At 34.9% G+C, this 12932-nt stretch carries 10 protein-coding genes; 1 reads left to right on the forward strand and 9 read right to left on the reverse strand.

Annotation, left to right across the window (positions count from 1 at the left end; translation table 11 throughout):
• Position 1: 1 nt before the first annotated feature.
• From E0Z07_RS04335 to E0Z07_RS04360, 6 genes are all read right to left on the reverse strand, one after another.
• Positions 2-769: a nitrilase family protein gene (locus E0Z07_RS04335; RefSeq protein ID WP_006262381.1), complete on the reverse strand. Its 768-nt coding sequence runs from the start codon at positions 767-769 to the stop codon at positions 2-4.
• A 45-nt stretch (positions 770-814) separates the two neighbouring features.
• Positions 815-1654, reverse strand: a complete 840-nt coding sequence (locus E0Z07_RS04340; RefSeq protein ID WP_006262382.1) for an ion transporter — start codon at positions 1652-1654, stop codon at positions 815-817.
• A 94-nt stretch (positions 1655-1748) separates the two neighbouring features.
• Positions 1749-2492 carry a succinate dehydrogenase/fumarate reductase iron-sulfur subunit gene (locus E0Z07_RS04345; protein WP_006259870.1) on the reverse strand — a complete coding sequence of 248 codons (744 nt, stop codon included), beginning with the start codon at positions 2490-2492 and terminating at the stop codon, positions 1749-1751.
• Positions 2493-2543: 51 nt separating this feature from the next.
• The gene (locus E0Z07_RS04350; protein WP_006262383.1) at positions 2544-4544 is read right to left on the reverse strand and encodes a fumarate reductase/succinate dehydrogenase flavoprotein subunit; all 2001 of its coding nucleotides are present in this window, start codon (positions 4542-4544) and stop codon (positions 2544-2546) included.
• A gap of 17 nt (positions 4545-4561) precedes the next feature.
• Positions 4562-5386, reverse strand: coding sequence for a succinate dehydrogenase cytochrome b subunit (locus tag E0Z07_RS04355; protein ID WP_006259872.1), 825 nt, complete (start codon positions 5384-5386; stop codon positions 4562-4564).
• Between the two features lie 182 nt (positions 5387-5568).
• Positions 5569-6417: a ChaN family lipoprotein gene (locus E0Z07_RS04360; RefSeq protein WP_131540319.1), complete on the reverse strand. Its 849-nt coding sequence runs from the start codon at positions 6415-6417 to the stop codon at positions 5569-5571.
• A gap of 150 nt (positions 6418-6567) precedes the next feature.
• Between E0Z07_RS04360 and E0Z07_RS04365 the strand changes: the two genes are divergently transcribed.
• Positions 6568-7350 carry an alpha/beta fold hydrolase gene (locus E0Z07_RS04365; protein ID WP_006262384.1) on the forward strand — a complete coding sequence of 261 codons (783 nt, stop codon included), beginning with the start codon at positions 6568-6570 and terminating at the stop codon, positions 7348-7350.
• A gap of 29 nt (positions 7351-7379) precedes the next feature.
• Here E0Z07_RS04365 and E0Z07_RS04370 read toward each other — a convergent pair whose 3' ends face one another.
• The 3 genes from E0Z07_RS04370 to kbl all read right to left on the reverse strand — a co-directional run bounded on the left by E0Z07_RS04370 (position 7380) and on the right by kbl (position 12918).
• Positions 7380-10142: a PD-(D/E)XK nuclease family protein gene (locus tag E0Z07_RS04370; RefSeq protein WP_006262385.1), complete on the reverse strand. Its 2763-nt coding sequence runs from the start codon at positions 10140-10142 to the stop codon at positions 7380-7382.
• A 70-nt stretch (positions 10143-10212) separates the two neighbouring features.
• On the reverse strand, positions 10213-11613 hold the full coding sequence (locus E0Z07_RS04375; RefSeq protein WP_006259876.1) for an OmpA family protein: 1401 nt from the start codon (positions 11611-11613) through the stop codon (positions 10213-10215).
• Positions 11614-11721: 108 nt separating this feature from the next.
• On the reverse strand, positions 11722-12918 hold the full coding sequence (gene kbl / locus E0Z07_RS04380) for a glycine C-acetyltransferase (protein ID WP_006262388.1): 1197 nt from the start codon (positions 12916-12918) through the stop codon (positions 11722-11724).
• Positions 12919-12932 lie beyond the last annotated feature (14 nt).

Here is a 12932-nt window from a genome sequence, read left to right on the forward strand (position 1 = left end):
TTTATAGGATAGTAAATGAATCAGCATCTCTAAGTACACCGAAACTCTTTCTTATTTTATCTTGTTTTGCTTTATCTAAGGTTACATACGCTACTTGTTCTCCCTTCAATGGTTCTACTAAATAGCCTCCTAGCATATCTAAGGCTTGTGAATGGCCTGAATAGATATTGTCATTCTCATCGCTTCCACATCTATTTACAGCTACCACATAACTCATATTCTCGATAGCACGTGCTTTTAGCAAAGAGTCCCATGCGTAAATACGCTGATCTGGCCAACTAGCCACATAGATTAATAAGTCATATACTCCGTCATTATTTCTACTAAAAACAGGGAATCTTAGGTCATAACAAACTAAAGGACATATATTCCACCCCCTATAGTTAACTACTAATCTATCTATCCCTGCTTTATATACCTTCTCTTCTCCTGCTAATGAGAATAAGTGTCGTTTATCATAAGTACTAATCTCACCTTCATCAGAGATAAAGAACATTCTGTTATAGTAGTCTTCTCCTTCTTTAATAACAAGACTTCCTGTAAGCGCATATAGATGCTTTTTACACAACGATTGTAACTTGGTGATATATTCGTCTTCCATAGTCAAAAAAACGCGCTCAGGCTTCATTGTAAAGCCTGACACAAACATCTCAGGCAAAACTACCAAATCTGTATCTTGTTCTATAGAATCTAGCTTTTCTAAAAAATGTTCTTTATTCGCTTCTATATCTTCCCATACCAATGGAGATTGTAACATGGTAACTTTCATTACACTACGATATTTAGATTATAGTCCAAAAATAAGCATTAATTCTCACTTCTCTTCTTGAGGTCTACCACAACAAGGACAATTACAACTAGAAACATTCGTTTTTTGTAACGCTAATAACTTCTTCTCCTTTCTTTCAGCCAAGATCTCTGAGAAACCAGATGAGATAATACCTGTAGGTAAAGCAAAAAAGCCTATCCCAATAACCGCAAGTACTCCTCCTATTAGCTTACCGATCACAGTTATAGGATAGATATCTCCATAACCTACAGTACAAATCGTAATAACAGACCACCACATAGAATCAGGAATACTAGAAAATGCCTCAGGCTGAGAAGGGTTCTCTGCATAATAAATAGCTGTAGAAGCTATTAACAATAAAAAGATCAACATAAATGCGGCAATTGCTAACTCACTCGCTTTTCTTTTAAACACATTAACTACAAGAGCCAATGCTGATACATAACGAGTAATCTTGAATACACGTAATAATCTAAACACACGCATTAATCTTATGATACGGAGATCCACATGTACAAAAGCTAGATAAAATGGTAACACAGCGCATAAATCTATTAACTGCATAGAAGTAAAAGCATATTTTAATCTTCCCAAAAAAGGTTGATTAAATCGCTCATCACAGGTAATAGACCACATTCTCAACACATACTCTACTGAAAAGAAGACTACAGAGAATAAGTTAAATAAGGAAAAAAAAGAACTGTACTCTGCACTAACTTCAGGAATTGATTCAAAGATCAGTGAGATAGCATTCAGTAATATCAAGATAATGATTCCTCCTTGTATTATTTTGCTTTCTAAAGCATTAGAATCATTATTTAATAAATTAAAGACACAGTGCTTTATTGACTTTTTACTCCTCATAACTCGAATTCTCTTTCCAATAAATTAGAGTACAAAAATAAAAAAAGCAGATATATCTCTATATCTGCTTTTTCATTTATTTCAAGAAAAACTATTATTTCAAGCTTGCTTTTAAGTATTCTCTGTTCATACGAGCGATGTTCTCTAAAGAAATTCCTTTAGGACATTCTACCTCACATGCTCCTGTATTAGTACAGTTACCGAATCCTAAAGCATCCATCTCAGCTACCATATTAAGTACACGATCAGCTGCCTCTACTTTACCTTGTGGTAACAAAGCAAATTGAGAAACTTTTGCAGATACGAATAACATAGCAGAAGAGTTTTTACATGTAGCCACACAAGCACCACATCCAATACAAGTAGCTGCGTCAAATGCACGGTCAGCATCATGTTTAGGAATTGGAATAGCGTTAGCATCTTGTGTATTACCTGAAGTATTTACAGATACGAAACCACCTGCATGTTGAATTTTATCAAAAGCAGTACGGTCAACTACTAAGTCTTTAATTACTGGGAAAGCTTTAGCTCTAAATGGCTCGATATAGATAGTATCACCATCTTTGAACTTTCTCATGTGTAACTGACATGTAGTAATACCTCTGTCTGGTCCGTGTGCTTCACCATTGATAAATAAAGAACACATACCACAGATACCCTCACGACAGTCATGGTCGAAAGCTACTGGATCATCACCTTTCTCGATTAACTCGTTGTTTAATACATCAAGCATTTCTAAGAAAGACATATCAGGAGAAACATTGTTGATTTTATAATCAACCATTTTTCCTTGTACTTTAGCGTTTGATTGACGCCATATTTTAAGTGTAAGATTCATTTGTGTCGAATTTTTACAAAAAGACTAGGTCCGAAGACCTAAGTCTCAATATTATTTATAACTACGAGTTACCAATTTAATGTTTTCATAAACTAAGTCTTCTTTGTGAAGCACTGCATCACTTGGGTTTCCTTTGTATTCCCAAGCAGCAACGTATGCGAAGTTCTCATCATCACGTTTTGCTTCTCCATCCTCAGTTTGGTGCTCTTCACGGAAGTGACCTCCACAAGATTCTTCACGGTGTAAAGCATCTTTCGCGAATAATTCACCTAATTCTAAGAAGTCAGCTACTCTTAAAGCTTTCTCTAACTCTTGGTTAAAGCTCTCTGCAGTACCTGATACTTTCACATCTTTATAGAACTCTGCTCTTAACTCAGCAATCTCAGCCATAGCTTCAGTTAAACCTTTTGCGTTACGAGCCATTCCTACTTTATCCCACATAATTTTTCCAAGCTTCTTGTGGAAGTGGTCAACAGAATGTGTTCCTTTATTGTTCATTAAATGGTCAATGATATCACGAACATTTTTCTCAGCAGCTTCGAACTCTGGCAAATCTGTTGGGATAGTTCCAGTACGAATGTCATTAGCTAAATAATCTCCGATAGTGTATGGTAGTACGAAGTATCCATCAGCTAAACCTTGCATTAATGCAGAGGCTCCAAGACGGTTAGCACCGTGATCAGAGAAGTTAGCTTCACCTAGGATATAACATCCTTCGATAGTTGACATTAAATTATAATCTACCCATAATCCACCCATTGTATAGTGAACTGCAGGGTAAATCATCATCGGAGTTGTATATGGATCCTCATCTACGATTTTCTCGTACATTTGGAATAAGTTACCATATTTATTTTCAACTACTTCTTTACCTAATTTGTAAACTAGCTTAGCGTCGTTTTCATCTAAGTGTTGAATACGAGCTTGCTCTTTACCATAACGGTCAATAGCAGAAGCGAAGTCTAAGTATACAGCTTCACCTGTAGCATTAACTCCATATCCAGCATCACATCTTTCTTTAGCAGCACGAGACGCAACGTCACGAGGTACTAAGTTACCGAATGATGGGTATCTTCTCTCTAAGTAGTAATCTCTATCTTCTTCAGCGATTTGAGTTGGTTTTAATCTACCTTCTCTAATTGCTATAGCATCTTCCATTTTTGCAGGAACCCAAATACGTCCATCATTACGTAATGACTCAGACATCAAAGTAAGCTTCGACTGGTGGTCACCAGTTACAGGAATACAAGTTGGGTGAATTTGCGTATAACAAGGGTTAGCAAAGAATGCTCCACGTTTGTGTGCTTTCCAAGCAGCAGTAACGTTAGAACCCATTGCATTTGTAGATAAGAAGAATACGTTACCATATCCACCTGTACAGATAACTACAGCGTGAGCAGAGTGACGTTCTATCTCTCCATTGATTAAGTTACGAGCGATAATACCTCTTGCTTTACCATCAACTTTAACGATATCTAACATCTCATGACGGTTATACATTTGGATTTTACCACGACCGATTTGACGGTTCATAGCAGAATATGCTCCTAACAATAACTGTTGTCCAGTTTGTCCTTTAGCGTAGAAAGTACGAGATACTTGTACCCCACCAAAAGAACGGTTATCTAATAAACCTCCGTACTCACGTGCAAAAGGTACACCTTGAGCTACACATTGGTCAATAATATTTTCAGAAACTTCAGCTAAACGATAAACGTTTGCTTCACGTGCACGGTAGTCTCCTCCTTTTACAGTATCATAGAATAATCTGTAAACTGAGTCACCATCACCTTGGTAGTTCTTAGAAGCGTTAATCCCCCCTTGAGCAGCAATAGAGTGCGCACGACGAGGTGAATCCTGATAACAAAAAGCTTTTACGTTATATCCTAATTCAGCTAATGTAGCAGCAGCAGAACCACCTGCTAATCCAGTTCCTACAACGATAACATCAATATTACGTTTATTCGCTGGGTTAACTAATTTAATATGATTTTTATAGTCAGACCATTTTTTATCAAGTGGTCCATTAGGTATTTTAGAATCTAATTTCATGATCAATTTCTTTAGGACTATTTAATAAAATGAATATATAATGGGATGATAGCAAATAGCGCAGGTACAACATACGCAATTAAGAAACTAAGCCCTTTAAGTACTCCCTTATATTTAGGATTATTAGCTCCTAAAGATTGGAATGCACTACCAAATCCATGAGATAAGTGGAATCCTAAAACCACCATAGCAAGTACATAAGCAATTGTAGCGATTAATCCAGTACTTTCGTTTTGGAAGAACTCAATTGTAATTTTATGTAAATCTTTATATCCATCAGCAATCTTTAAGTCTGTACCTGCTTGATAAAACTTAGTACCTTTTACTTCTATCTGTCCCATTTCAACAGCGTTTACTGGGATAGCTTGCTCTTGTACTGTTTTATATACTACTACAGGATCTTGACCCTCTACTTTTACTTCTACAGTTTGTAAAGGCATTTCACTAAAGTGCATTTTAGCCCAGAAGTTGGCCATGTGAGTCACGATGAATACTAAAAGTAAAGTTCCTAATACCGCCATGTTTCTTGAAGAAAATGAGCTATTAGAAGCAGCATTGTTTTTTGCATATCCGATTGGACGTGCTTTTTTGTTTTGAATCGTTAAAACGATACCATCAATCGCGTGAAAAAGGATTGAAATATACGTAACATAAGATAATACTTTTACTGCTGGATTAGTAGTCATAAATAACGCATACTCGTTAAATGCAGAAGCGTCACCAAATATCAATTGAAGGTTTCCCGCCAAGTGACCTACTAAAAACAAGCATAAAAATAACCCTGTAAGAGCCATCCAATATTTCTTAGCTAAGGATGACTTTAAAAGTGCAGATTTTGCCATAATGTAATTTTAATTGTTTTTCTTGAAAAAATCTCTCAAAAATACACCTTCTTAACGTTATCAACAAAGTCTACCCTTCTATTTATACTCGATATAAACAAAGAATAAAACAATGCTAATTCACTAAAATAGACCAATTGAGACTTTTTTTAAGAAAAAAAAAAGTTTTTTATAGTAAAGCGTTAAAATGACTTTAAAATATTCGCATCTATAACAATAATAAAGTTAGCCAAGTCTAAATTATCATATTCGAAATGACCAACATTATCACTCTCTACCATCGTAATAGTAGCTATTTTTAGCGAAGGCCTATATTGGTTAAGATACCAAACTATACCTTCATAATTATTACTGTGATAAGAACCATTATAGTGCAAGAATAAATGGTTTGGTTTTAAATTTTGAACAATAAAGTGCCCCATAGTAGCATCTTTAATTGCTTGCGCCTTCGGCAAATTCTCATCTTTATGATCCTCAAACATTGCCATCATATTCTTATATCCTGGCAAATTAGCATCATAAGGAAATGGCAATGGTGCAATCCAACTCTTCTCTTGTACACTTAAAGTATCTAATGCAGCAGTACCTTTTTTAAACAATAGACTTGCATATCGTCTAGGTACATTAGTCGCAATAAATTCTAATTTATTCTCCTTTGCATATTCTACTAATGGTCTATAATCAGTTTTATAATTATTCCACAGCCTCACTTCTTCTTGAAATTGCTCTTCTGTACTATTTCCTTTTATATATTTAGTCAACCCTTCTTGGTTATCTGCTTCAAACATCTCTGCTCCTAGAGTCAATTCTCTTTTATCTCCTAAAGATTCTGTTACTTGTAATTGCAACCAATGGCCTAATGAATTATTGTGAAACTCTCCAAATAAAACAACCTCGCTTTTACTAAGCGATTTTATCATCTTTTCATAAGAAACTTTCTTTCCTTTATTTGTATAAATCTGATAAGGTAATCCTAATTGCCCATAAGTTATTCCACATAACAACAAAAACGCACCAACTATTTTTTTCATTTTACTAAATATTTTGAAATTAGAACTGCAAAGATAATCTTTTCTATTATTTAGACTGGTTTAATATAACTGTAATACCTGGAGTTCTGTTGAATGTTAAAAGATTTGACAAAGTCATAGTATATCATACATTTGCAACAAAATTAAAGAATGGCTACTACAAAAATTCTATATAAAAACACCAATTTATCATATACTGACAAAGGAAAAGGAAGCACCTTAATCTTTCTACACGGATTTCTAGAAGATAGTAAAATGTGGAATTACTACCTTGACTATTTTTCAAAGAAATATAGAGTGATTGCTATTGATCTTTTAGGACATGGTGAATCAGGTTGCATTGGTTACATACACAGTATGGAAGATATGGCTGACGCAGTTTTTACAATTACAAATTCTTTAAATCTAAAAAAGGTAACACTAATAGGTCATTCTATGGGAGGTTATGTATCACTAGCCTTCGGAGAATTATATCCAGATAATGTAAAGAAAATAATATTAGTTTCATCTACTACCAGAGCTGACAGCCCAGAAAGACAAGTTAACAGAGACAGAGCAACTGAAGTAATCAAAAAGAATAGCGACCTCTTTGTTACTATGGCAATTAACAACACCTTTTTAGAAGACACTAAAATCACTCACGCTAAAGAAGTACAAGAACACTTAGATACTGCTCTTAAAATACCTAAACAAGGCATACTAGCAGCTGTAGAGGGAATGAAATCAAGAAATGACAGAGAAGTTCTACTCCATTTTGCTCCATACCCTATAAGTATGATTGTAGGTAATGCAGATCCTGTTCTTTCTATTGACGACATCACTAAAGAAGTTGAAAATACAGACTCTGATTTAACTATTATCCCTGGAGGTCACCTACTTCAGATTGAAGCAAAAGAAGAGCTACTAGAAGCACTAAAAAATACGATAAAATAAAAATAGGGAAGCTTTTGCTTCCCTATTTTCTATAATTCTTTTTCTATAAAATCCTCATCTGGATTTAGTATTTCTAACAACAAGGCAACTAATTCATCCTTGAATAAGGTTAATGTATCATTTGTAATAGCATGATCAACCTCTCTTCCTTCTTTTACTCCAAAAAATAAGAAGCCACCTTTTCTATTCTTGAATGAATAAATACCGGCTTCCACAGATTGATTTGTATTGTGTTTCGTATACATTAAAGCATAACACAATAACTGAATAATCTTATCATTTTTCAGATCAAGTGTAAGTCCTTCCCATGTACTTAACTTAACATCATTTGCTTCTACTTTACCACTTTTATAATCGATAACTCGGATTACACCATTTCGTTCCTCTATTCTATCTACAAATCCAAATAGATTAATAGGATAAGGTAATCTAGGATCTTCAAGTGTAAAAGTAAGTTCTGTCTCTAACTCCAATAATAAAATATCATCCCCTCCGTTTATCTTTTCTATCTCTCCTTCTAGAAAATGATACACATTTCGTTTAGCTACTTCAAAAGCGAGCAGATTCTTTCCTATCTTCTCCTTATCACTGTTGTACACCTCTTCAAACTGTAACTGTACTTCTGCATCAGCTTTTGTTTTTATTGTGTTAATAATCTCCACTGTAAGCCTAGCTCCTTTAAAGGGTTTATACAAATTCTCTAAAGAGTTGTGTATAATAGTACCCAAAGTATTTAAAGCCACACTCTCCTCTACCTCTTCCACTTCTCTAATCCTTAAGACACGTTGCAAGTAAAACTGTATAGGATTACGAAGATAATTAGATAAAGCTGATGGTGAGAAACCTTTAGTTGTAGCAATATTCTTTAGCTCTTCTTTTAAGAGGTCTGACTTCGGAATCTGAATCAACTCATTTGCTTTTTCAGGTAAATCCGCAGAATAGGTAACATATTTTACATCATGTGCTTCTAACTGTTCTACTTCTAACTGCGTTAAGAATCTACTCTTTTCTCCAGCATCCATTCCCTCTGATTGAGAGTTATACAAAAGGTAAATATTCTTTGCCCTTAACAACAAGTGATAAAAGTGAAAACTATAAATAGCATCCTTTTCCTTATAAGTTGGCAAGCCTATTTCTCTCTTTACATCATAAGGAATAAAAGAATTAACTGACTTACCTGCAGGGAACTTCCCTTCATTAACAGAAGTCACAATAACAGTGTCAAAATCCAAAACACGACTCTCTAACACCCCCATTATCTGTAGTCCTTCTAAAGGTTCACCCTCAAAAGATACTTCAGACATATCCATCACTTGTTTATACAACGAATACAAAGTATCGTAACTTTGTATAAAATCATATTTCTGACAATAAGAAACTAACCTATTCAACATCTGATAGGAAGAATACAAGAATGTTTTACTAATTCGGTCACTGTGTACCTCATCATTTAAACTATACTTAATAGCTAATACAATCTCAATAAGGTTTTGTAAAACCTCAACAGATGACCTTTCATTCCATCTACCGAAAACAAGCTTACGAACAGGAAAATCAGGATCCTCTATCCACTCTGCAAAACGATTCATGCTAAAGAAGCTAAGATTTCGATCATTAATTTCTTTAATAACCTTTTCAGGAACAATAATTTGCGTTAATACAGGATTAGTCAATACATCTAAAATTTCCTTGTAGTAAACAACATATTGTTTATTTGAGCGTCGTATAGCGGCCAAATGCATCTTAAAAATCTTGTTCAATAAGATCTGAATAGGATTACTCTTACCACTATACCCCATTGTGATATTCAAACTTGATACTGAAGAAGGCAAACTATGCAATACTGGTAATAGCAAATTCTCCTCCCCTAAAACAATGGCAACCTTCTCTAATCTCGAAGCTTCCTCTCCAAGTCCTTCTACTATTTGCCCTGCGATCTTTGCTTGCCCTACACTCTTAGGAGTTTGTATCACTTGTATATTCTTTTCTTTGCCAAACTCATCTACTATCCATTCAAAAGGGTTGTATTGATAATGTATCCAGTTGCGTTTTATACGTCTCAAAAAGAGCGCTGCATCGTGATAAGGATCCTCCATAAAATGCTTATCAATATCCCAAAACACCTTAGCTCTTTTCTCCAACAAGAAATGTTGAATAATTTTCTCCTCTGCTGCATTTAATGCATTAAACCCAGCAAAATAAAACACCTTATTATTACTGTTCAAATACTCTTTATGCGACTTAACAGCTTCACGATATATCAACCCTTGATAACCGATACACTCCTCTAGTAAAACCTCATAGAACTTTTTATAGTAAACTGGTATCTGTTCCCAAAAGGCTAAATAATTTACAATTAAGTCTGTCTTTTGTTCAGGATCTAAAGACCAGTGTTTAATGTCTTCAATATTCTTTAAATATGAAAACACATAATCAGGATTCAACAAGTAACGATCTACTTCATTAAAATCACTTAACAACATATTAGCCCAACTAGAGAAGCGATCAAAATCCTGTGCATTACCTCCCTCTATTTCTTGATAAACTACATAAAACTTAAAAAGTAATTCTATCGAATCGATCCCTCTAATCTTAGACACTTGTTGAATGAAATCCTCAATATTAATAATCTCTGGAGCGAAGACACTATTTCTGTAATACTTCTTTAAATTTTCTAATAAAAAGACCTTAGCTCTTTTATTAGGAAGAACGATCACCAAATTGTCCATGGAATTAGGAAAATCGGCATAAATCTGCGCACTCAGCTTATCTAAAAAAGTATTTGATTTCATAAAATAAAGGTACAAAAAAAACGCTCCGATTACTCGAAGCGTTTTCTATAGATTATGTGTTTTAAATCAATTATTTAGCTAATTGGATTTCAACACGTCTGTTTAACTCACGTCCTTTAACTGTTTTGTTAGAAGCGATTGGATCTTTAGATCCGTATCCTTTAGAAGTTAATCTAGCAGAATCGATTCCTTTTTCAATTAAATAAACTTTTACAGCGTTAGCTCTGTTATCAGATAATGGTAAGTTAATTCTGTCAGATCCTGTACTGTCAGTATATCCAGCGATGTGGAAATTAGCAGTTGGGTATTCTTTCATGATTTTAACCATATTATCTAACACTGCGTAAGAACCATCTTGGAAAGTATATTTTCCAGTGTGGAATAATAATGTTTTTCCGTAGTCGTTAAGCTGTTTTACTTTCTCAGGCTCGATTTCTTTAACTTCAGGACATCCGTTGTTAGAAGCTGGACCAGGTACATCTGGACATTTATCTAAATGATCAGGTACTCCGTCTCCGTCTCTATCTGGCCAAGGACAACCATTGTTTTCTTTTGGACCAGGTACTTCTGGACACTCATCTTTATTATCTGGCACTCCGTCTCCGTCTGTATCAGGACATCCGTTGAACTCAGCTAAACCTGGGATCTCTGGACATTCGTCTTTATTATCTGGAATACCATCTCCGTCTGTATCAGGACATCCGTTGAATTCTGGTAAACCTGGTAAGTCTGGACACTCATCTAAATGATCTGGAATTCCATCTCCATCTGTATCAGGACATCCGTTGAACTCAGCTAAACCTGGGATCTCTGGACATTCGTCATATTTGTCTAAAACTCCATCTCCGTCAGTATCTTTTCCTCCAAATTGGAAACGAATACCTGCAAAGTGTTGCATGTGTGAAGCAACTCCTACGTCTGGTGTTCTAGAATCAGAGAATGAATGCTTATAAGTAGATTGCACAGTTAAAGCAACGTTTTTAGTAAACCAGAAGTTTAATCCAGCTCCTCCATTAACAGTTCCTTGACTTGCATCTCCCATAAAAGTATAACCTCCACCTACTAAGATGAATGGATCAACTACTTTCGATTTCAAAATCTCTTTGAAGCTATATTTAACTTCTGCGTCAATTCCGTAGTAAGTTAAATCTCCAGGATTGTACTTTTCATATCCTTCTGCTTCTGATTTGATGAATTTGTCAATTTTATTAACAGACCCAACTAAACCTAAAGAGAATCCATCACCTAAGTATCTAGCTACATTTAAGTAAGATACTGATGGTAAGATATTCCAGTTATCCGTTTTAAAATATCCTCCTGTTCTGTGTGCAAAACCTTTAGCTGAACTTACTTTTGTGTCAACTGCGTTTGCTCCAACAGTTACAGCCCACGGATGGTCAGCGTCTTGCGCGTGAGCTGAAAGCCCTGCACAAAGAATTGCTGCTGCAAATAATTTGTTGAAATGTTTCATAACTTTTATTTTTTACTTTACCGTAATAATCTAGCAAAAGTACAATTATCAATCAATATTTACAAAAAATTTCGTTAAGAATAGTACTTTTTATTGTATTAACCTTTTTTATTGAATAACTTTTAGCTCTTTACCTACTTCTGTAAATGCAGCGATAGCTTTATCTAAATGCTCTTGAGTATGCGCAGCTGATAATTGTACACGGATTCTCGCCTTATCTTTTGGTACCACAGGGAAGAAGAATCCAGTTACATAAACTCCTTTTTCTAGTAGTCTATCTGCCATTACTTGTGATAATTTAGCATCGTATAACATTACTGGTACAATAGCAGAATCTCCATCAATAATATCAAAACCTGCCTTTTTCATTCCGTCTTTGAAGTAGTTTGTATTCCACTCTAGCTTATCGCGTAATGAAGTATCGTGTTTTAAAATTTCAAATACTTTAATAGAAGCTCCAACAATCATTGGTGCTAATGAGTTAGAGAATAAATAGGGTCTAGAACGTTGTCTTAATAATTCAATAATTTCTTTTTTACCTGTAGTATATCCTCCCATTGCACCACCTAGAGCTTTACCTAAAGTTCCTGTGATGATATCCACACGTCCCATTACGTTCTTAGCTTCTAATGTTCCTTTACCTGTGGCTCCGATAAATCCAGCAGCATGGCATTCGTCTACCATTACTAAAGCATCATACTTATCAGCTAAATCGCATATTTTATCTAATGGTGCTACTAGACCATCCATTGAGAATACACCATCCGTTACGATAATTTTAAAACGGTGACCAGCCTCATTCGCTTTAATTAATTGCTCTTCTAACTCAGCCATATTGTTATTTTCATAACGATAACGAGCTGCTTTACATAAACGCACTCCGTCAATAATTGAAGCGTGGTTTAAACTATCAGAGATAATTGCATCTTCTGCACCTAATAATGGTTCGAATACTCCTCCATTAGCATCAAAAGCTGCTGCATAAAGAATAGTATCTTCTGTTCCATAGAAATCAGCAATAGTTGCTTCTAAATTCTTGTGTATATCTTGTGTTCCACAAATAAAACGCACTGAAGACATTCCGAATCCATGGGTATCTAATGTATCTTTTGCTGCTTGAATTACTTCTGGATGTGATGACAATCCTAAATAATTGTTTGCACAAAAGTTTAAAACTTTATCCCCTGTAGAAACAGTAATCTCTGCACCTTGTGGCGAAGTAATAATTCTCTCCTTTTTAAATAATCCGTTATCCTCTATTGACTTTAATTCACTCTGAAGATGATCTTTAATCTTTCCGTACATAATATTTTAAGTTT

This window comes from Myroides odoratimimus (genome assembly GCF_004337635.1).
Lineage (GTDB): Bacteria > Bacteroidota > Bacteroidia > Flavobacteriales > Flavobacteriaceae > Flavobacterium > Flavobacterium odoratimimum.

Excerpts from the sequence above, each read along its gene's own strand:
- E0Z07_RS04350 (WP_006262383.1), bottom strand. The coding sequence starts at position 4,544 with ATGAAATTAGATTCTAAAATACCTAATGGACCACTTGATAAAAAATGG.
- E0Z07_RS04370 (WP_006262385.1), bottom strand. The coding sequence starts at position 10,142 with ATGAAATCAAATACTTTTTTAGATAAGCTGAGTGCGCAGATTTATGCC.
- E0Z07_RS04355 (WP_006259872.1), bottom strand. The coding sequence starts at position 5,386 with ATGGCAAAATCTGCACTTTTAAAGTCATCCTTAGCTAAGAAATATTGG.
- E0Z07_RS04345 (WP_006259870.1), bottom strand. The coding sequence starts at position 2,492 with ATGAATCTTACACTTAAAATATGGCGTCAATCAAACGCTAAAGTACAA.
- E0Z07_RS04340 (WP_006262382.1), bottom strand. The coding sequence starts at position 1,654 with ATGAGGAGTAAAAAGTCAATAAAGCACTGTGTCTTTAATTTATTAAAT.
- E0Z07_RS04365 (WP_006262384.1), top strand. The coding sequence starts at position 6,568 with ATGGCTACTACAAAAATTCTATATAAAAACACCAATTTATCATATACT.
- kbl (WP_006262388.1), bottom strand. The coding sequence starts at position 12,918 with ATGTACGGAAAGATTAAAGATCATCTTCAGAGTGAATTAAAGTCAATA.
- E0Z07_RS04375 (WP_006259876.1), bottom strand. The coding sequence starts at position 11,613 with ATGAAACATTTCAACAAATTATTTGCAGCAGCAATTCTTTGTGCAGGG.
- E0Z07_RS04335 (WP_006262381.1), bottom strand. The coding sequence starts at position 769 with ATGAAAGTTACCATGTTACAATCTCCATTGGTATGGGAAGATATAGAA.
- E0Z07_RS04360 (WP_131540319.1), bottom strand. The coding sequence starts at position 6,417 with ATGAAAAAAATAGTTGGTGCGTTTTTGTTGTTATGTGGAATAACTTAT.